Source organism: Flavobacterium sp. NRK F7 (assembly GCF_024054195.1).
Taxonomy (GTDB): Bacteria; Bacteroidota; Bacteroidia; order Flavobacteriales; family Flavobacteriaceae; genus Flavobacterium.
In genome coordinates this window covers 2,483,939-2,506,752 of record NZ_JAMXLB010000001.1, presented here as the reverse complement: position 1 = coordinate 2,506,752, position 22,814 = coordinate 2,483,939, and the positions used below count along the sequence as shown (strand labels likewise).

General features: G+C 31.9%; 14 protein-coding genes. 1 reads left to right on the top strand and 13 read right to left on the bottom strand.

The window, feature by feature from the left end; all coding sequences use genetic code 11:
* Positions 1–273: 273 nt before the first annotated feature.
* From NHF47_RS11305 to NHF47_RS11255, 11 genes are all read right to left on the bottom strand, one after another.
* Complete coding sequence (locus NHF47_RS11305) at positions 274–1,038, bottom strand: rhamnogalacturonan acetylesterase (RefSeq protein ID WP_252765026.1); 765 nt, start codon at positions 1,036–1,038, stop codon at positions 274–276.
* Entirely contained in the window at positions 1,025–3,034 is a 2,010-nt protein-coding gene (pelA, locus tag NHF47_RS11300) for a pectate lyase (RefSeq protein WP_252765025.1), read from the bottom strand. The genes NHF47_RS11305 and pelA overlap by 14 nt, the downstream gene beginning before the upstream one ends.
* 1 nt (position 3,035) lies before the next feature.
* A complete protein-coding gene (locus NHF47_RS11295; RefSeq protein WP_252765024.1) occupies positions 3,036–4,271 on the bottom strand; it encodes a glycoside hydrolase family 105 protein in 1,236 nt (411 codons plus the stop codon).
* A 2-nt stretch (positions 4,272–4,273) separates the two neighbouring features.
* Entirely contained in the window at positions 4,274–5,275 is a 1,002-nt protein-coding gene (locus tag NHF47_RS11290; protein WP_252765023.1) for a DUF4861 family protein, read from the bottom strand.
* 1 nt (position 5,276) lies between these two features.
* Positions 5,277–6,146, bottom strand: a complete 870-nt coding sequence (locus NHF47_RS11285; RefSeq protein WP_252765022.1) for an alpha/beta hydrolase — start codon at positions 6,144–6,146, stop codon at positions 5,277–5,279.
* Positions 6,147–6,230: 84 nt separating this feature from the next.
* Positions 6,231–7,028: a T9SS type A sorting domain-containing protein gene (locus NHF47_RS11280; RefSeq protein WP_252765021.1), complete on the bottom strand. Its 798-nt coding sequence runs from the start codon at positions 7,026–7,028 to the stop codon at positions 6,231–6,233.
* A 97-nt stretch (positions 7,029–7,125) separates the two neighbouring features.
* A complete protein-coding gene (locus NHF47_RS11275; RefSeq protein WP_252765020.1) occupies positions 7,126–8,466 on the bottom strand; it encodes a T9SS type A sorting domain-containing protein in 1,341 nt (446 codons plus the stop codon).
* Positions 8,467–8,475: 9 nt separating this feature from the next.
* Positions 8,476–11,706 (bottom strand): pectinesterase family protein, encoded by a 3,231-nt coding sequence (locus tag NHF47_RS11270; RefSeq protein ID WP_252765019.1) that lies wholly within the window; start codon positions 11,704–11,706, stop codon positions 8,476–8,478.
* A 173-nt stretch (positions 11,707–11,879) separates the two neighbouring features.
* On the bottom strand, positions 11,880–13,664 hold the full coding sequence (locus NHF47_RS11265; protein WP_252765018.1) for a RagB/SusD family nutrient uptake outer membrane protein: 1,785 nt from the start codon (positions 13,662–13,664) through the stop codon (positions 11,880–11,882).
* A gap of 19 nt (positions 13,665–13,683) precedes the next feature.
* A complete protein-coding gene (locus tag NHF47_RS11260; RefSeq protein ID WP_252765017.1) occupies positions 13,684–16,902 on the bottom strand; it encodes a TonB-dependent receptor in 3,219 nt (1,072 codons plus the stop codon).
* Positions 16,903–16,915: 13 nt separating this feature from the next.
* Positions 16,916–18,373, bottom strand: a complete 1,458-nt coding sequence (locus tag NHF47_RS11255) for a glycoside hydrolase family 28 protein (RefSeq protein ID WP_252765016.1) — start codon at positions 18,371–18,373, stop codon at positions 16,916–16,918.
* 263 nt (positions 18,374–18,636) lie between these two features.
* Between NHF47_RS11255 and NHF47_RS11250 the strand changes: the two genes are divergently transcribed.
* Positions 18,637–19,653, top strand: coding sequence for a LacI family DNA-binding transcriptional regulator (locus NHF47_RS11250; RefSeq protein WP_252765015.1), 1,017 nt, complete (start codon positions 18,637–18,639; stop codon positions 19,651–19,653).
* Between the two features lie 34 nt (positions 19,654–19,687).
* Here NHF47_RS11250 and NHF47_RS11245 read toward each other — a convergent pair whose 3' ends face one another.
* Complete coding sequence (locus NHF47_RS11245) at positions 19,688–21,295, bottom strand: UxaA family hydrolase (RefSeq protein WP_252765014.1); 1,608 nt, start codon at positions 21,293–21,295, stop codon at positions 19,688–19,690.
* Positions 21,296–21,305: 10 nt separating this feature from the next.
* Positions 21,306–22,769, bottom strand: a complete 1,464-nt coding sequence (locus NHF47_RS11240) for a tagaturonate reductase (RefSeq protein WP_252765013.1) — start codon at positions 22,767–22,769, stop codon at positions 21,306–21,308.
* Positions 22,770–22,814 lie beyond the last annotated feature (45 nt).

The window sequence follows — 22,814 nt, the reverse complement described above, 5'->3', positions numbered from 1 at the left end:
TAACTTAAAGGTATACTACTTCTTGCTTTGCAATTTTGAATTTGGTTCATAACCTTTCATTTAAAGTTTAAATTTATAAGGTTTAATAGGCAGTAATTTATTTTCGTAATCGATTACTTTTTTATTTAAAAAATATATAATCTTAAAAATCATAGGTATATAACTAATTTATGTTTGTAGTAAACCAATGGAAATTACTGCTTGTATTTCCAACTACAAAACCAAGAGTATTCTTCTGTATACAAAGAAAAAGTACTATTTTACAACCAATTCTCATTGGTTAAGTTTATTATATTTTTTTAATTCGGGTATTTTTCTTGAAATCTCTTTTACCGCTAAATTGGCTACTTCATTAGCTCCTAATTTTGACAAATGCGTATTATCTTCGATGCCATCAGGGAAATATTCATTTTCACCTTTTTTAAAATGTAGATGTAATTTTTTTGATGCTTCAACCCCATACGTTTCTTCTAATTGCTCTGTTGCATATTGTAAATCGATAAAAGGAACCTTCATTTCTTGAGCAACTAAACGCGTAATTAAGGTGTAATTACCATGAGAATCTAATAATACGCCTTCAGCATTAAATTTTCTTCGTGCAATAGATGAAAATAGAACAGGAATTGCTCCTTTTGCTCTTGCTTCTTCTACATAACGCATTAAATTATAACGATAGGAAGTTTGTGGATTGGTATATCGTTTTGGATCTGTATCTTTTGAATCGTTATGACCAAATTGTATGAATACATAATCTCCCTTCTGCAAGGAATCTAGAACTGGTTTCCAATTTTTTAAATCTCTAAAACTTTTAGAACTTCTTCCATTAACAGCATGATTTTTTATAATCACATTTTCAGTAAAAAAATTAGGTAAAACTTGTCCCCAACCGTGTTCTGGATTATTATTAGGATTTTTTTTATTGGCCATTGTAGAATCACCAATCAAGTAAATAGTTATGGATTGCGTATCATTCGTTTTTAAACTTGAACAACTCTCAAGAAATAGGATAATAATTATTATAAAATTACTTCGTTTCATACCAATTGGGTTGACTTTCATTACTTCCTAAAATATTTTGTAAACTATACTTTTTCATTTCTTTTTTTGTTAATTGATGCGACCATGAAACTCTTTTAGAAGAGAGTGCACCAGCTCCTTTATTTTCAAATTCGGCATAAAAAGTAGTTTTTTCGGCTTCTGGTTTAGACCAATTGTGCCATCCTTCCGGAAGAATGTGTTGCTCTAAAGTACATTGAATAAAAACTGTTTTAGCATAAATTCTCCAAGGCCTGCCTAAATATACTTTTGAAGTTGTGGTAGAGGCTGTGAGATGACAATTTTTAAAAACATAACCAAAATTAGCATCCTTGGGTGTGGAAGCAGCTGTTATAAAGGAATCTTTTTTTGAATGAATGGTACAATTTTCAAAATAAGCGGTTGCACTTCCAAAAATAAAATCAGTGGTACCTTCAATGTAACAATTTTTATAGTATTGTTTACCAATGCCAGAAGCATACAGCGTATCTTGATTTCCTAAAATAATGCAATTTTCAACCACTACTCTATTAGAAAAAACCGATAAGGCAACGGCTTGACCTACGTCTCCTGCCGTATTTTCGATAGTAAGATTTTTCAGAACAATGTCATTCGCTTCAACTAAAAGTGTATACGTATAAAAAGTGCTATTTCTTCCTAGGCTTACTTTGTTAAAGGCGTCATCGTACCGAATTATGGTTTTTTCTTTACTTTCACCAATTAAAAGGATATTCGTATTCCATTCGTGAATTTTTATTTTTTCGTTGTAAATCCCCTTTTTAATAAAAATGGTAATTTTTTCATAAGGAAAAGCTTTTGCATTATTTATGGCTTCTTGAATTTTTGTATAATCACCACTACCATCTTGGGAAACAACCATATAGTACTTATCTTCAGTTGGTGTTTTTATAGCAGTAATACCGTGCTTTTCTTTCCATTTAGGATATTTTTTCAGAACTTTTTCAGGTGTGGAAATATACCAAGCATATCCATTTCTTCTTTCGGGACCAATTTCTGCTAAACTGTATTTTTTAATCCCATCTCGATCACAAAAGAAAGGTTTGTTATCGTCTAACTCCATAAATCTAGCCCAAAGAGGTTTTGCTTTTTCATCATGAATCAGCTTTTTATCAATTACCTTACCTTCATCATTATAAATTCGTTCTTCTCTTAGGTTGTTTATTTGTACTTTTTCAAACCAAGCTACCGCAGCATGTATTGCTTGTATAATTTCTGGAGAAGGATTTTCTATAGCCATTAGTAATAATACAATATTAGCAGATTCATGACCACTTAGTGATGGTAATTCATATGCTCTAGCTTTAGCTGGTAAAAACGTATTTTCATCATGTTGGGCACACCAACTCGTTAAAACTCCGTTTTGTATATATTGCGTTTTTAAAATACAGTCGATTCCTTTATCAAAAGCAATTTGAGCCTTAGAAACGATTTCTTCATTTGGTTTTATAGAATAATAATTGGTTTTATCTTTAATTTCTTTTAAAAGAGAAAGTATGTTAACCATAGAATCATCATTAAAAGTAATATGCGTATAATATCCTTTTTTAAGTGGATAAAACTGAGGCCAACCCCCATTTTCATATTGTGCCTCTAAAAGATAATTTATGCCTTTAAGAAAGGCTTCTTTGTACCGATTATCGGGTACACTTTCATACATTTTAGACAAAAACTCCATTTCTTGAATGGTTGCTCCATTATCTGTAGTCACTTCTTTAGTACTAGATTTCAGGACTCGTAATGCTTCCTTTTCATCATTAGATAATTTCTGTTGCATTTGGATGTTTTTGGGCCAACCCCCAATATCTCTTTGGTACAAAAGCACATTTTCAGCTATTTCTTTTGCTTCAGTAGTACTAAACCATGCCGTTTCACTTTTGTGAATAATATCTTTCCAAGATTTATTTAAAACCTGACCTCTTGTTATAGAAACAAAAAGTAATACTATGAATGTTGCAAAATACGTTGGTTTATAATTCATTTTATCTGTTTAATTCAATTGCGGCTAAAATGAAAGGTCCCGTTGCTTTTGGGTCGTTATCTTTCTTTTTTTCATTAATATAATATTCGTAAGAACCATCTCGATAAGGATTTCCGCCTAAACCCGCTACAGCACAAGCTTGCGTAATACTAATTTCCCCTTTTTCAGAAACTTTTACTAATTTTTCAGTTAAACCATCAAAAGCTTTATTAGCCTTAGTTTTATATTCGATAGGTAAATAGCCTTTATTTGCTCCTTTAGCAAAAGCATACGCAAACATGGCCGAACCTGAGGCTTCTAAATAATTCCCTTCTTTATCTCCTAGATTAGTTACTTGATACCATAAACCAGAAGGATGTTGTTGTTTCGCTAAAGCTGTCGCTAATTGATTTAAGTAGGCGATTAATTCTTTTCGTTTCGGATTATTTTCAGGAAAATAATCCAAAGCATCGACTAATGCCATAGCATACCAACCTAGAGATCGCGACCAAAAATTGGGTGAAGTACCTGTTTCTTTATTTGCCCAGTCCATTTTTTTACTTTCATCCCAGCCGTGGTACAATAAGCCTGTTTTGGAGTCATATGCATGTTTTTGAATGAGTTCGAATTGTTTCGCAACATCCTCTAAATTTGCACCATTTTCAAACTTTGTAGTATAATGTGCATAAAAAGGTTCTGCCATATATAAACCATCTAACCACATTTGAGAAGGATATCTTTTTTTATGCCAAAAACCTCCTTCAGTTGTTCTAGGATGTTCCAATAATTGTTTTCTAAGTAGTTGCAGGGCTTTCAAATACTTTTCTTCTTGGGTCGTATCATATAAATTGAATAAAATATTTCCCGCTTCAATCATGTCGATATTGAAGTTTTCATATTTGTAAGATGCGATTACACCTGAACTATCGATTGTTGCATCCGCATAACCTTTAATGTAATCATAATACTTTTTATCTTTTGTTTTTTCATATAATTTTTCAAAAGAGCTTAATACTAAACCATGTACATAGTCCCATTTTGGTTCCTCTTTGTCGTCAATTTGATAGGCTTTAGGATGTTGCTCCATAAGGGTTAAAGCCATTCGTTCCGACCATTTTAACGTGTCTGAAATAGTATATGTTTTATTTTCAGAATGAGTTAAAACGGTTTCTTTATTTTCCGTTTTACATTGAATTAAAAGGCATCCAATTGAAAATAAACCTATGATTTTACTTATATAGTTGAAATTATCCTTCATTCTTATTTTAATTTATCTGTAGCATTTAATTCAGCTAATTTTTGATCAAGATAAGATAAAAATTCCTCTTGTGATTGAATCCCATTTATCTCTTGCTCCCAAGCGCCTAAAAAATAAAAAGTTATAGCTGTGGTTGTAGGTTTGAAAACAAGTACATGATCGTAATTGCCTTCTGTTATTTCGTTTATGCTTTCTTTTTTATAGAAAATAGCCATTCCTAAATTATCTGGGACTAATGATTGTTTTCCATAAGTGGCTACATATCCCCATTTTTCATTCTCACTTTCGTTTTGAAGTAAAGGTAAATCGCTTAATTTTACGATACCTGTACAAATGCCTTGTAGTGCTTCTGAACTTTGGATAGTATGTTTTGTGTATCTTTCGTTTGGTGAAATGCTTAAGTTAGAAGTTAAATTTGTTTTTTGATTATTGGTTTTCCAACCAAAATAATTTACAGTAACTACAGATTGATTTTCAAAATTTTCAGTTTTAGCAAATGTTGAATCTACTTCGTTGAAATGTACTACTTCCTTATTCACATAACGACCAATAGCACCGATGCCCAAGCCTTTACCCGCTTTTAAAATATCGGAACCCCAGTTTTGCATTTCGTGATAGGAATCGAAGCCATCTAATCCTACTTTTGAAAGTACCATAGTATCTGTTTTTTTACCAAAAATATCAATAGCATTTCTCCAATCTAAATAGAGTCGGTAACCAATTTTATTGCTTTCCCAACCAGGCCCTTCATAGCGAATATACCATGAATGATCGGTATGTTCAGTAGGAACTTTTACACTGTCCACATTTTTAAATGTACCTTCTAAGTATTTTCTTCCTTCCCAATGACCACCTTCTTTTATAGAAATTTCGGCATAGGTTTTTGCTACAGTTTCTTCTTTTTTGGGTTGCTCTTCAATTGTAGCTTTTGGTTCGATATTCTTTTTACAAGCGGATAAATTCAGTAGCAATAGCATACTTGTTAGGACAGTTATGTTTTTCATTTTATGGAGTTGATTTTAAAATTTTATCTAAAAATTGTGTGATACAAATGGTAGTTTCATTAAACCATGGATGAAACAACCAGAAGGTATGTGGACTATTTTCAATTGGCTTCAATTCGCTATAAATATGATATTGATTTAAAATTTGTATCATATCATCTCTTCCAGCATGAAAGCGTTCAAATTGACTGTTAACAAATAAAATGGGCGGTGTATTTTCATTAACATGAGAAAGTGCAGATGCTTCTTGCCAAATCTCAGGTTTTTCTTCATACGTTCCTCCTAACCACTCGGAGGCTAATTTCCCTTCTTTTGATTCGGGATGATGAAAAGCTAAAATACCGTCTAAATTGACAATGGCTTTAATATTTTTAGGATATTTTGTTCCAATTAGGCTTGCCATTTGACCTCCAGAAGAACAGCCTAAAATTCCTATTTTTAAAGTATCGATATTGAATTTTTCAGCTTCCATTTTTACGAATGTTATAGCCTCTAAAATATCACTAATAGATTGAGGATATTTTGCTTCATTAGAAAGGCTATATTCTATGGAGAAACATTGATATCCCTTTTTAGAAATAGACTGCGCTAAAGGTTGTAACATAGATTTATTACCAGATTTCCAGCCTCCTCCATGAATTAAAAATACAGCGGGTAATTTATCTTTACTTTTTAAGTAATACGCATCTAAATGTAAAGGTTTGTTATTCTTTTTATTGTAAATGATATTATGAGTTACAGAAATGGTATTCTTTGTTGTATCAGGTTTAACAATAGTTATTTGAGGATATTTTATTTTCTGTTTTATATATTCAGAATTAATGGTATACGAAGTATCTTTTTGAAACATTTGCTGTGCAAATAAAAACATCGCATTACTGTTTATCAAGATGAAAAAAAACAGGATAATGCTACTTTTTTGTATTTGCACAACAAATAATTTCATAGGTTCTTTTTAAATAATTAGTTTAAAAGACTTTTTATTTCCTTCAGAAGATACGACATTTACTATATAAAATCCTTTTAATAAAGTCATAGTTGTATCTTCAGTTGTAGTTAAAGATTTTACTAGCTGACCACTTAAATTATAAACCCAAATTGTATTCTCCGTTTCAATATTTGTTATATACAATTGATTTTCATTTGTGTAAACTTTTGTCGTAATTTCATTTATAAAAGAATCATTGCTTAAAGTTGCACTAACATTTGCTCCTGTAACTTCCATTTTATATAAATTGCAAGCTGAACTTCCATACACATACAACCTGCCTCCTGTAGGAGAAGTGTAATTAGCTGTAAAAATCACTAAATCAGCATTTGTCCCATCATTTGAAGACCCTTCTCCTATTAAGTTACTACCGTCGGTAACATAAACTGTTCTTTGTGTACCATTACTACCTGTTTTAAACCAAACTTTAACAGTACAAGGCCCATCCACATCAAAAAATAAATAACGTTGCGTAGGCATGTAAGTAGGAGGTGTTACACCACCACCGCCATTTAATTGAAATCTTCTTGGAGCAGTGAATCCATCATCAAATGTTGCATTACTACTAGTAACCGCTCCAAAATTTGAATTTGTCGGTATTGGATATAATCCTAGGTTATCTACAACCATTGGTGAAGTACCAATACCACCATTCAAAGGCCATGTCGTATCATCATTTCCAAAATCCCAAGTTTTTGTTTGACCAAAAACAATCAGGGTTTGCATTAGCATAATCATGCTACAGATAAGTAATTTTGTTTTCATAATTGAGTTTTTAATTTTTGTAATCGATTAAGTGAGTTTTTAAAAAAATAGTTATTTCATTTTCAAATTTTTAGTAGTAAATGAGAGAATTAGATATTTAGTTTTTGATAAATTTCCAAGATTCCATTTGATTATCAAACCTTACATTGCAGCAATAAATTCCTTTAGCTAAATTTTCAATATTAATTTTTATAACTTCGTTTGATACAAGGTTTTTGTATTTATATTTATTTGTTTCTTGTCCATTTAAAGAATAAATAGCAATTTCCAATTCATTTGCAATAGCTGATGGAAAATGAATTTCAATATTTTTATCAGCCATAGAAGTAAAAAAACGAATTGTTTGCTCATTTACTTTTGGGTTTGAAAGTGTAGCACAACTACTAGGAGTAATAACTCCCGATGCAGAAACTTGTAAAGTAGCACCAGCACCACAAGTTGGGTCTGTTAATAATGCTTCAACTTCATTTACTGGAATAGGTGTTGTACTGTAAGATGGTGCTGATACAGTACCAATGTTTGACGCTCCATTAATACAATTGTTAAAAGCTACTGCTACTGTTCCTCCATCTCCGCTGTAATACGTATACACATTCGCTACAGTAGCAAAATTAGTATTTTCTACATAACAAGTAGAATTATTGGTACCTCCACCTAATCCAATAGCTTTTGCACTTGGAACTGAAGTATTGTAGTAACAACTTATTAAATGCAATTCGGCATTTCTTGCTCTTGGCATTCTTTCTTTACAACCATTTGCCCAATAACAATTTTGAAAAGTAATGCTATAGTGACCGTCAGCTGTTGCATCGCTAGCGGAAGAGCCCACTAAGTTGGTAAAACGATGGTCGTTTGAACCTCCTGAACCACCAGCAATTGGCGCTTTTAAATACGTAAATTTGCACCATGAAATAGTAATGTTATCTGCTGCACCTTTATTATCAAAATTACCATCCATCCCGTCTTGAAATTCACAATGGTCTACCCAAATATTGGTTCCTTCGTTAGTCAGATTATCTCTTCCATCAACATCATATGCTCCAGGACCTTCAAAAATAAGATTTCTAATAATCACATTATTAGAATTTGGTTTGATATTTAATATACCCGAATTAGCTGCCGAAGTTGTGGAATTACCCACGGTAATTTGTAGGTTTCTTAATTTGGCACCTGGTAAACCAATGATTGATTTATTGTTTAATTGTACACTTGTATACTCGCAATCGATGGTTCCTGATACTAGAATTACTGCATTTGCTGGTGACGTTGATAATAAAGCATTTTTAAAAGCAGTATAAGTAGTCACAGTAACTGGTGTTGCATTACCTCCACCTGTTGCATTTGCTCCAAAACCTTGAGGTGTTGCCATATAATAATTCTGACCAAATAAACAGATGGAATACATAAGTGAACAGAAAATTAAAAGGTAAGTTTTCATATTATATTTTTAAAACGTTATAACTTTAAATGATTCTTGGTTTATTGAGTCCTTTACAACAACAATCCAAATCCCTGGACTCATTTCAATTTGTTGGTTTGAATTGATTTCAAAGGATTGAGTCAAGGCACCGTTAAGTGCATAAATTGTAACCGTTGTAAGTGACCTTACATTATTTATATAGATTTGGTTTTTAAATGAAAATGCATTTACCGTACGATTTTGTTCAAAAGGAGTGATTTCTAATAAGTCATCTGCAATTAATTGCGGAAAAGGATCCCAATTATCATTTCCTTTCGTAAAATTGAAAGTTGTAACTTCTGTACCATCATTAAGATAGGGTGTGTTTAAAGAGGTTGACCAATAAGCTCTGCTAGGTGTATTATTTTCATTGGATTGTTCAACAGTTCCATATTCATACATTCCGCTTGAATTTCCTCCAAGTGTATTTTGCCAACCTAAAGGCATAATCAATGAGTTTCCTACAAAACCTGGATAATTTGAAGTTTCAATAGTAGTATTGTAAAATACAACCTCACTGGTATTGGCTTGCCAAGGTCGCCCAAAATAACCTGGCTTTGCTCTGTATATAGAAGCTGTTTCTGAACCTGGTTGTGCGGTAGTAATGGTACATTCATACATTAAAAAGCCACGTCCAGTACTTTGTTGGGCTGCAGTAATATAGGCTGAATCATTTGAAGCATCACTTACATTCATGCTTAATTTAGATTGATAGAAGACAACATCCATGGCTCCAAAAATATAATCCACGGCTCCCATTATTTCTCCTTTATAAACCGCTACCCTAGCACCTGTTCCACCATAAAAAGAATCTTGTCTTCCAACAACTCTACATTTATTTAAAATTACTTTTTGCACATTGTTTTTAATAGCAATTGCAGCTGCTCTTTCAACATAACTTCTATTTTGTACCGTTGTGTTACCTGCATTTGTAGGTCTATTTCCCGGACTTCCATTTGTCCATGCTACAACAATATCTTGCGATTCTTTATTTGAAATATATTGATTAAATGAATTTTCAAAAATGATATTTTCCGCTTCAAAACCATCTGCGGCAATAACTACTGTTGCATTCCAATAGGAACCATTAGTTGTTCCTGCTCCTGTATTTTGATAGGAAGGATAACCATTTTGTGTGTTTACATCCAATACATTTTGATGCCATTTCTGATCGGATGACATACTATAATACGTATAGCCATGGCCATAATAAGAAGTTACTCGGACTGCGCTTGGATCTATGTCTACTCCTGAATTTAAAAGGCCAATAGTAGGACTTATAGCCGCATTTTTCAACGTTACCAAGGGCTGATCAATAACTAACATTTCTTCATAATTTCCTGGATCTATTAGAATTGTAACTCTTTCGGAAGGAGTTCGTACCATTTGTGAAACTGCCAATAAGGCTTCATTTATTGTAGTAAAATCTTTATTTGTTCCAACGGTAATTGTTGGGCTGTAAGGTATTGTTCCTCCTATTTTTATATTGGTGAAATACGTGGTTGCATTACTATTTATGGTAATATAACCCGAATTTGAACCTGTGTAAGTATATTCTACACTATCTGTTGTTGAAGTTGTTCCCGTTGAATTTATTGTACTAATTGCAGCTCCATTTTCAATTGAAAAATTAGCAGAGTAATAATAATCTATAGTTATTTTATCACCCACATTAACAGGAATTTGTATGGAAGAGCCTGCTTGTGCAATTAAATGTCCTTGACCTATAGAGTTTGAAATGTTTCCTGTGAAAAGTAAGCCTTTGTAAGCAGAATTTGAAGTTGTTATCACTTGGTCGTTAAATGGCCAATTGCTAACGGGTTCAAAATCAATATTTTTGGAATTAGCAGTTCCATTTATTATAAGATTAGACGTTAATGCCATTTGCACTGGATAGATATCTAAACCACTTGTAGTAATAGTATAAACACCATCTCTTAATCTAATTCCATTGATTGATGAAAAGAAATAAGTATAACTTGGTTCATTTAAATTTGTAAAAGTAAGTTGCAAATTACTTTCTTCAGTAGTTGTTAATCCTGTTGTCGTAATTGAAACAGGATACGTTGGTTTTGGAGAAAAAGTAATATTAGAATTTGTATTAGAATTTGCTATTGTGATTGTATTGGAGTCTAATTCATAATCATTTACTCCATTTGCTGTAATTGTATAAGCAATATTAGCTTCAAGTTGCACCGAATAAGTACTCGTATTAAAATTGATTACAGGCGTTGGTACAAATACAGTATTACTCGATGAATCAGCTGTATATAATAGTTGCAAATCATTTATATTCGTATTTAAACCAATGATTGAGCCTGTTACCTCATACAAAGAAACTTCTAAAATTCTGATATCATGAGTAAATGTTGGAGTAATTACTGTTGATAAATCTAAAGACTGACCATTCGTTATAATAAAACCATTCGCATCAATTAAACTTGCTGTATAACTATATCCTTGTGGTAAATTAATTTGATACGTATTATTTGCATTCATTTGTGCTGTCCAAGATTTTCCAGCTAGATTGGTAAAAACTACAGCATATGAATTAGGAATTGAACTAGCTTGAGTCACATCAATTGATCCAGAAACGGTTGTATATACAGCTGCTTTTCGGTAAATTCTATAAAAACTAGCTTTACCATTGGCTACATAAAGTTTAAAAGTGCCTGTGTTTTTTGCTACAAATTTAGCTTCTGTGGTGGCACCACTCGTTGAAGTTAAGCTAATTATATCAGTTTGCAAAGATGGATTAGTCTCATCCATGAATGTTAAATCTCCACCAGCATCAGTTCGAGAGAATATGCTTACTTCATCATCTTCATTTAAGGATAATTGCATAAATCTATTGGTAGGAATACCATTTGAAAGGTTTGGAGTTCCATTACAATAGATTCTTCCAGAAAAAGTTGTTACACTAGCGATATTGGCATCATATCGTGTTAAATTCGTATTTGTAGTTCGTAGTCTATCGCCACTATTACCAGTCCATGATATAGCTCCTGCAGTGAAACTTGTTGGCAAATTAATAGCAGAACTACCTGGAGTTATACTACCATCATACCAAGAATTGATGATAGTTTCATCTAAATGATTGGTATATAGGTTGGTATCTAATTGTGTTGCACCAAAATCCCAAACATCAATATTTTGTGATTGACTAAAAGAAATGGATAACACAAAGCAAAGCAACAAAAAGAGTCTTTTTTTTGTCATGATTTTGTATTTTTTTTGATTTTTAATCGTTTATAAAAAATAAGGTTTTGGATTTTGTTATTAATTTGCTTTACCGAATACCATAAGAAATTCTAAATCTTTGAAATGCAATTCTCAAGCATTCGGTAAAAACAAATTCTACAATTCTACTAACTCAAATTAAACGGGTCCAATTAATATCCGTAATCGTTAACCAATGTTCCGTTACTAGAATCTAAAAAGACCTGCCAGATAGGCCAAAATTGTCGATTATTTGGACTCGTTTCACTACTATATAAGGCATTTATTTTAGAATCTGTAAGATTATCCCATTGAAAAGCAGTATAGTCTGGACCTGGAACTGTATTTTCATTTCTATTCAATCCGTAGATGATTAACGTTTCGTTATCTGTTGCATATTTATAATACAATGTAGAAGGTACATCAAAATAATCTCCTGCTCTTTGTTGCAAATCAAACATTTTTGCTTTAGCTTCTACTAGTTTAGTTTCTAATAAGTTCCAACGAATTAAAGCTTGCTTACGTTCCATTTCACCTGTAAATTCATATTTATGTTCTTCTACGATAGCATCAAACATTTGTTGTTTACTACCCAAAGCATTCACATAAGCATCAACTTTTGTTGGATGTAAAGAAGGATCAAAAGCTCTCATACGCAATTCTTTTAAGTAAGGAGCAGCTGCACTAGGTCCTTGTAATTCATTAGCTGTTTCCGCAGCCATTAACAAGATTTCTGCGTAACGCATGTAAATTTTATTTACACCGTCATCATTTGTAGATGTTACAATTCGATTCATCCATTCATAACGGTATTTACCAAAATACCATTTATTCAATGCGCCTAGTTGTTGTTTTGCAAATCCGTTTGTAGCTGGTCCCCATAAATAAGGAACACAGGTTACATCTCTTCTTGCATCCGCTTCATCATAATCATAAAAGATAAAAGGCAGAGGACCAGCTTGTCCTCCTCTATTATTTCCATTAGAATGATATTGATCGTTATTCGTATGTCTTACAGCAAATGTAAATAGCATTCTACCTCTACCTGCAGAAAAAGGGATTTCCCATAACGATTCACCTCCCGCTTGTGTGTTTTCTTGATTGTATTTTTTCCATAGTCCTTCGAAAGTTGGTTCTAAATGAGCCGTTCCACTGTCGATAATAGCTTTACATTCGTTAAAAGCCAAAGTATACATATTTTGAACCGATAGTTCAGGATCATTACTTTTTCTAACTCCATCTGGATATTGTTGAAATCCTGAAGCAGCAAGGGCTAATCTTGCTCTTAATCCTTTTACGAAAGCTTTATTGACACGTTCTACACTTCCTGTAGCTGCATTTCCGTTTGGCCAAGGCACTAAATCAGCAGCTTCACCTAAATCTTGGATTAATTGCTTATAGATGATATCTCTATTTGATTTTGGCAAATACAATGTTTCCGAACTTATAGGTTCAAATCGTGCAGGTACATCACCCCATGCTTTTAATAAATCGGCATAATAAACCGCTCTTAAAGTTAAGGCTTCACCTAACAAATACCCTAATTCTGAACCAGCTGTTGGATTTCCGTAGGTACGTAAACCACGAATACAAATATTGGCTCTCTCAATACCTTGGTACATTTTATCCCAAGCATTGTTAGAAGTATTCATTTGAGTATTATTAGGTAAAGCATTATAGTTGCATAAAGTAGCATTATCATTGGAAGTTGATTCCGATGCATTGTACCATTCAATATCGGTATTCATTCCATACCATGGTAAGAATCGTCCTCTGTAGGAATTGGTTTCACCAAAAGGAACTTTAATACCATCTACAGCCCCTTGTGCTAGTCCTGGAGTTGAAAAAATTACAGATTCATCTAAGGTAGATAATGTTTTAGAATCGAGATAATCTTCTTCACAAGAACTTAAAATAGCGCTTATAATGATTGCAAAAACTAATATTCTATTTTTCATTTTATAATAGTTTTAGTTATTAAAAATTTAAATTTAATCCTAACAGTATTTGTCTGCTTTTTGGATACGGTGAATAGTCAACTCCTGGAGTGTATGGTGTTTGTCTTCTAGTTGAAACTTCTGGATCAAAACCAGAATATTTAGTCCATACAAATACATTGCTTACCGTACTATATAATCGTAATCTTGAAATTCCAATTTTTTGTATGAAGTCATTTGGTAAACTATATCCAAGTGTTAGGGTATTTAATCGTAAGAAAGATCCATCTTCAACAGCCCAATCAGAGAAAACATATCGATCCATAAAAGGAGACCACATCGATGTATTACTATTTAATGCAGTTAATTGGTTCGGATCGGTAACCAAACTTCCTGTCGTTGGATCTACATTGTTCCATCTAACTCCTTCAGCCATTGTTGTTAATAAATTTCTAAATTGGCCTGCATTAGAGGTTGCAGTCGAATGTTCAATTTTAGTAGCATTGTAAATGTCATTTCCATAGCTCCAGTTAAAACCAGCAGAAAAATCAAAGTTGGAATAATTGGCATTGATAATAAAACCACCTGTATGTTTTGGGTTCGCATTTCCAATAATAGTTCTATCCTCTAAATTAACTACACCGTCTCCATTGGTATCTTTTAATTTCATTGATCCTGGATTTACAGTACCTATAATAGATGAATTACTTGGTACATTTGGTTTCAAAGTATAGACACCACCCACATAATCAAAATCGGATACTTCATAGCGACCATCACTTTGGTAACCATACATTAGACCTAGAGGTTGTCCTACATTAACTAAGAAGTCAGTATCTATAGCTGTAGATGCCCATCTTGACGCTGCTCCAAAATCACTTAATTCACCTAATGAGTTAATGTTATTTTTATTTAAACTAATATTGAAAGCAAAACTTAAGTTGAATTTTTCTTTTTTAATGGCATCAACATTTAAAGAAGCTTCAATTCCTTTATTTTGAATTTCACCCATATTTCTATATTGGGTATTATAACCTGTGCCTGGAATTGGGAAATTGATTAATAAATCACTAGTTAAATTTTTATAGGTATCAAATGTTCCACTAATTCTTCCATTAAAAATTTCATAATCAATACCTAAGTTTTGTGTAGTAGTGGTTTCCCATTTTAAATCAGGGTTGGCCAGTACATTAGAAGCAGCCCAATAACTGTTTACATTATTAATCCATGAAGTTACTGAAGATTGAAATGGCTGAATAGTTTGACCTACAGGAATATTATTATTACCTGCCTTTCCATAACTAACTCTTACTTTTAACAGATTCAACCAATCGTATTTCTCTAAAAAGCTTTCTTCTGAAATTTTCCAAGCAGCTGCAACTGATGGAAAATAACCCCATTTGTTTTTTCCTAAAAATTTACTTGAGCCATCTGCACGATAGGTTGCCGTAAGTAAGTATTTGTTTTTAAAATCGTAATTAATTCTACCAAAAAAGGAGAGTAATTTGTCTTCTGGTAAATTATAATTTTCTGTAGAGAAAGGTGTTCCTTGTGTCGTTAAGTTAATGGCGTTATCAAAAGTAAAAAAACTTGGATAGGCATGTATAGTATTCGTTAAGGTATTGGATTTAAAATTAATAGTTTCCCCTCCTAATAAAACTTTTAAATGATGGTCATTTCCAAGTAATTTTTTAAAATCATAATTTAAGGTAGTTGCGTTTCTAAATCTTTTATCGTCTCTAGTACTAAAAATAAGAGCAGGCATCCCTTGATTTTCAACTGCTGGAGTATTATTTACATAATAAGTACTTTTTCCATAAAAACGATAATCTGAAAATTTATAATAATCCAAACCAAAATCAGTAGACAATTGTAGCGCATCAGTAATATTCCATGAAATACCTCCTAACATATTAAAATTTCTTCTAAATTGACGTCTGTTGTTATCAGCTACAGTTACATAAGGATTAGTTAAGTTACTTGCTAAATCTTCATCTGTACTGCTACTGGTAACGCCATCAATCTCGAATGGAGCAAAACCTATGAAATGTTTCATACGAGAATCAGCCGTTGATTTTTCATTTTGTTCATTGGCTCCTCCTCCATTAATTTCAGTATCAGAATATCTTACTGTGTAATTTAAACTGATATTATCATTCGGTTTACTTTTTAATCGTAAAGATAAATTGTCTCTTTTATAATCGGAACCAATCATAATTCCTTTCAAATCATAATGGGTATAATTAAAGTTATAATTGATTTTATCAGAACCTCCTCTTACACTTAAATCATGATTTTGTACGATTCCTGTTTGCCCGAAAATATTGTCTTGCCAATTAGTCGTAGGTGTAGAATCATATTGATTGATATTATCCCAAGTTCCTAAATAATCTTCGAATGAAGTTACATCATTTGTTAATAAAGCATATTCGTATTGCCAATTTACGTAGTCTTTAGAACCATTTATATCTAATGTTTTACGAATTTTATTGAACCCTGTAAAAGTGTTATAAGAAACTTCTATTTTATTTCCTTTGGTTCCCGATTTTGTAGTAATTAAAATAACACCATATGCACCTCTTGAACCATAAATTGCAGTAGAAGAAGCATCTTTTAATACCGTAATATTTTCAATATTGGATGGAGAAATATCACTAATGCTGGTTACAGGAAATCCATCTACAATATACAATGGTGAAGCATCTTGAGATAATGAGCCACCACCACGAACTCTTATGTTAATTTCTGCATCAGGTGAACCTTCTGTAGTGGTAATGTTTATTCCAGCAATTTGCCCCGTCAAAGCTTCTGCGACATTCGTAACGGGTCTTTTTAGAATTTCTTCACTTGATATGGCTGCAACTGATCCTGTCAAATCAGCTTTTTTTGAGGTTCCATATCCAATGACAATTACTTCATCTAATTTTTTTGTATCTTGAATAAGGTTTACAGTTAATTTAGTTTGACCATTTACTTGAACTTCATTTGTTATATAACCGATGTAACTAAATACTAGTGTGGCATTTGGATTGTTGGTTTCAATTTCAAAAAAACCATCAAAATTTGTAGATTGTCCATTTTTAGTACCTTTTTCATACACATTTACTCCTGGTATGGGTAATTTATCACTAGAATCTATTACCGTTCCAGAAATTTTAATTTTTCCATTTTGAGTAAATCCATTTTGAGATAAGAATAAAGATAGAAACAACGCAATTAAATAGAGTTGCCTATGGGTTAATAAAATTTTCATCTTCATAATAAAATTTAGTTTAATTAGGGTTGTTGGTTAGTTTTCTTTTATTTATGTAGGTATTAATAAATTGTACTTTACTGACATGTTTTAATGAAAAATCATTTTGAACTGTATCGACTGATACATTTTTAAATTGAATGTTTTCAATTATTGAGTTTTCTAAACCGTCTGCTAGAATTACATATTTTCCAGAATTTTTGACTGTTACATCCTGTAAAAAAATATTTTTTACTTTAGGAATAAAGTTTCCTTGCTGATTTTCATAAATACTATATTTTAAATTTATTTTTAGGAGTGCTTCTTTCACTTCTCCAACTTTTAAATTTTTAACATATACTCCATCAACGGTTCCTCCCCTTCTCGTATTGGTTTTAATGCGAATGGCTCTTTCTAAGTTTGGACTATCCATAATGCAGTTTTCAACAAAAACGTTTTGTACTCCAGCAGACATTTCACTACCAATTACAACACCTCCATGTCCATCAATCATTTTACAATTTTGAACTACAATATTTTCACTTTTAATACCTACTTTTCTCCCTTCAGCATCTCTTCCTGCTTTAATCGCGATACAATCATCACCTGTATTAAATGTGCAATTTTTGATGATTACATTCTTTGAGTATTCAGGATCACAACCGTCGTTATTGGGTCCGTGACTTGTTATTGAAACATTATCCACAATTACCGAGTTACATTTTATGGGATGGATGATCCAAAATGGAGCATTTATGATAGTAACATCTTTTATTAAAACATTAGTACACTCAAAAGGCTCAATAAAGTTTGGGCGTAAATAATGCCCTTTACCAAAAACTCTTTCATTTAGAGCTACTTCATTTTGTCCCATGTGCATTAATGTGGGTAAGTTTAAGCTGTCTTTTTGGGAGGGTTGCCCTTCAATAAAACCATATGAATGTCCTTCCGAAGTACTTCCTTTCCATGGCCACCAATTGGTTTCATTGGCTTGACCATTTAAAATACCTTTACCAGTGATTGCGATATTATTTTTTTGATAGGCATAAATTAATGGTGAATAATTAAGAAGTTCAATGCCTTCAAATGAAGTGTGCACTAAAGGATAATAATCATTAGGATTAGTAGAAAATAAGACTTCTGCTCCTTCCTCTAAATGTAAATTAACATTACTTTCTAAATGAATAGGACCCGTTAAGTATTTTCCAATAGGTATTATAACCACACCACCACCATTTTTTGCACATTTTTGTATTGCATTTTCAATAGCTTTTGTGTTTACCGTTTTTCCATCTCCAATAGCACCAAAATCGATTATATTAAATACATCACTTTTAAACTGAGGTTCTTTTACGTTAGTAATAATTTCCTCCAAAATTTCTGTTGCTGTTCTTTCTTTTTTAGCAGCTGTATTTTCTTTTTTATGTTTACATGAATCTATAGATGTTATTACAAGAATAACAATCAGTAGTTTTAGTATTTCAAAAGGAAACTTCATTTTAGATTTATTAATTAATAAATTATTTACCGTAATCGATTACGAAAATAAATAAAAGTGTCTTACTAAACAAGTAAATTTTAATAAAAAATAAAAAAAAAGTGAAATAATTACTCAATGCATAATAATTACTTAAAATAATTATGATATTCATAGATTAAAAAAATATTGATAAATCTAATATTATAGTTATTTTTGTATTTCTTAATCCATTACTTTCAAAGCCATTTTATTACTAATACGTCTTAAGTTGATCCTTATAAATGAAGAAGAAAACCACTATTTACGACATAGCTAAAAAATTGAATATTACTGCTGCAACAGTATCTAGAGCACTTAACAATCAAAGTGATGTTAGCGAAGCCACTAAGGAACTTGTTCTGAAAACGGCTCAAAAAATGAATTATGAACAAAATAAATTAGCTCTTGCTCTTAAAAGCGGAAAAAGTAATAACGTTGGTGTTATTGTGCCTCGAGTAGATACTAATTTTTTTGGTTCTGTAATTAGAGGAATTGAACAAGAATTAAATCCGCATGGTTATCATATTATCATCTGTCAAACCGATGGGAATGAAATAAAAGAAGGCGATAATATTGAAGCACTATTAAACGCACAAGTAGATGGTATTCTTATTTCTACTTCTAGTAGTAAAAATTCTATTTTTGAACGCATTTTGAAGAAAGATGTGCCTTTAATCTTTTTTGATAGAAAAAAATCATTGAATAATGTGAGTTCGGTTACTATTAACGACTTTAATGGTGGTTATAAAGCAACGCAACACTTAATTGATACGGGAAGAACAAAAATTGCACATTTTTCAGGGGATACCAATATTGAAATTTTTAAGGATCGTTTTCTAGGCTATAAACAAGCTTTATTAGATAACAATATCGATTACGAACCTGATTATGTCGTACGAACTGAGAGTAATTTGGATGATGGAAAAAAAGCGATTAAAAAGTTACTTTCTATGAAAAATCCCCCAGATGCTTTGTTTTCAGCGAGTGATTTTGCTGCCTTAGGAGCCATTCAACAATTAAAGGAAAAAGGTATTAAAATTCCAGAAGATTTTTCAGTAATTGGTTTTAGTAATGAACCTTTTACAAAATTTATGGAACTTTCGATTAGTACTATAGATCAGTTTCCTAGAGAAATGGGTAAAATGACAGCAAAAGTCTTTTTGGAACAAATCAATAATACTGAGAAAGTAAAAATTGAGAAAAAAGTTATCTTAGAACCGGAATTAATTATTAGAAAATCAACAAGCAATCCCTTATAAAAGAAAAGCCGTTTAAAAATAAACGGCTTTTCTTTTATAAGGAAACTCCTCTTTTCCAAGGAATAAAATCATTTTGATTTAAAAGTTTGGATTTTGTAATAGTTCTACCACTAGCTACATCAATAATAAAATGAAGCATCTCCTCTCCCATTTCTTCAATTGTCTTTTCTCCTCTAATGATTGCACCAGTATCAATATCAATAATATCTGGCATTTTTTGTGCTAATTCTGAGTTGGAAGACACTTTAATTATAGGTGCAATAGGATTACCTGTTGGTGTGCCCAAACCAGTAGTAAACAAAACTAAAGTAGCTCCAGAACCCACCATAGCTGTTGTACTTTCTACGTCATTTCCTGGTGTATTTAGCAAATTTAAACCTGTAGTGGATACATATTCTCCATAATCTAAAACATCACAAACAGGTGAAGTTCCTCCTTTTTTTGCTGCTCCAGCCGATTTCATAGCATCTGTAATTAAACCGTCTTTTATATTTCCAGGCGAAGGATTCATATCAAAACCAGAACCGGCATCTACAACCGATTTTTCAAAGGCTTTCATTAAAGCTAAAAATTTTTCTCCTTTTTCTTCGTTTACACAACGGTTTACTAATTCTTGTTCTACCCCACATAACTCGGGAAATTCAGATAAAATGGCAGTACCACCTAATGCTGTTAATAAATCGGAAACATGACCTAAAGTAGGATTGGCAGAAATACCTGAAAAGCCATCAGAACCACCACATTCTAAACCAACTCTCAGTTTAGATAAAGGAGCGGGTTTTCGTTCTATTTTATTGGCTTCCTTAATAGCTTCGAAGGAATCTTTAATTATAGCTGATAACATTTCATCAACGGTACCCATTTTTTGTTGTTCATAAATAATAATAGGTTTCTTAGAGTTAGGATTAATGGTTTGTAACGCTTGTTTAAAAATTTCAATTTGCAAATTTTGACAACCTAAGCTCAATACCGTTGCACCTGCAACATTTGGATTATTAACATATCCAGCCAATAATTTGGCTAATAATTCAGAGTCTTGTCTTATACCTCCACAACCCCCTTGATGTGTAATAAATTTAACATCAATATTTTCAAAAACATTCTCAGAAACCGTTTCTTCATCAGCAGATATATCACTATTTACTAAAGAACGCAATAACATTTGATGTTTATTAACCTTTTGTTTTAAAAGTTCTTTTTCGAATATTTCTTTTAGAACTTCAATGTTTCTATTTTCGCAAAAAACCAAAGGAAAAAACAGCCAAACATTTTCTGTTCCTACTTGTCCGTCTTCTCTATGATATCCTAGAAAGGTTTTGTCTTTCCATTTTTCAATATTGGGTGCCACCCAAGAAATGGTGTCCGTTTTCCCAAATACTTTTTCACTTTGATGCGTCACATTAATAGTCGTAACAACTTCTCCTTTTTGAATTGATGTACTTGCCTTTCCTACTAAAACGCCATACATGATAATTCGATCCCCTTTTTCAAAATCTTGAGCCGCAATTTTATGCTTTGCTTTGACCGATTTTGTAATTGTAATTATAGTATCTTCAAAAGTCACTTTTTCACCTTCATTTAAGTCAACAAGTGCTACAATAACATTGTCTGAGGGATGTACTTTTATTAATTGCTTTTGCATGATTACCTTCTTAAGAATTGAATTTCATTTTAAAATTTTCAAAGCCAATTTCAATTCCATTGGTTTCAATTTCAGTTAGAGCTGTTACAACAGCTTCAGCTAATCCTTTTACTTCTAGTAAATTACATTCCCAAAAATCTGTATTTTCTAAAGTTGAATTTACAATTTTTGGTAAGTCTTTGGTTTTCCAAAGTGTATTAAAAAATGATATTATTTCAGCGTTATCTTTAATAGGTAATGCTTTTCCGTTCCAATCTCCTTTGTAAAATTGAATTAAACAAGCTAATGAAAAACCAAGATGGACAGGTAGTTTTTGAGTATTGGTAACATATTTTAATAAACTAGGCAATACCCTTACTTTAAATTTTGAAACTGTATTTAAAGCAATGTCCGATAATTTATGAATGATAAATGGATTTCTAAACCGATCCATTACCTCTTCTGCGTAATTGGCAATTTCAACAGGATTCATGTCTAGCGTACTATTAATTTCGGAAATTACTTCTTTAACAAAGTTTCCTGTAAATGTACCGTCTACTGTTTCTCTTACTGTTTCATTTCCATATAAAATAGAAAAAGGTACCATGGCAGTATGGGCTCCATTTAAAATACGAACTTTTAAGGTTCTAAAATCTTGCATGTCATCCACAATTTTCACATTCAAATCGGTTTTATGAAAAGGTAACTTTTGCTTTAAAGCTTCATCTCCTTCAATAACCCAAAGAAAAAAAGGTTCGGCTGTAACAATTAAATTATCGGAATAATCAAGTTTATTATTGTATTCTTCAATTTCATTTTTTGGATAACCAGGAACAATTCTATCAACTAAAGTATTGTGATATGTACAAGCCTCTACTAACCATGTTTTAAATGTGTTATCTAACTTCCATAAATCACAATATTGTAATAATATATTCTTTAAAGTGGTTGCATTATAATTAATTAATTCACAAGGAATAATGGTTACTCCTTTGGTAAAATCGCCTTTAAAATGTTGAAATCTTTCGTGTAAAAGAATAGCTAATTTCGCAGGAAACGAAGCTGGTGGTTGCATGGTTGGCAGATCGGTTTCTACAAATTCGATACCTGCTTCTGTCGTATTTGAAATTATAAATTGTAACGCTTCTTCTTTTGCTAAATTTAAGAAGTTTTTAAATTCAGTATAGGGATTAACGCCTTTAACTACATTTTTAATTAAGGCTATATCTTGAATTTTTTCCCCTTTCTTTACACCATTCATGAATAAAGTATATAATCCATCTTGATCATTTAGCATATGCACTAAACCACCTGCAAGGGGCTGTACCACTGCAATACCAGCATTAAATTCGAGTTCCGTATTCAATCTTTGAAAAGCATAGTCTACAAAGGCTCTTAAGAAATTACCTTCACCAAATTGTACCACTTTGATAGGAAAAGAAACTGGTTCTTGTATGCTTGCTCTATTTAATTTTTGTTTTATTATATTTTCCATTTCTTTAAAATTTACTTTTTATTTATAAAGTAATTACGGGTTCAT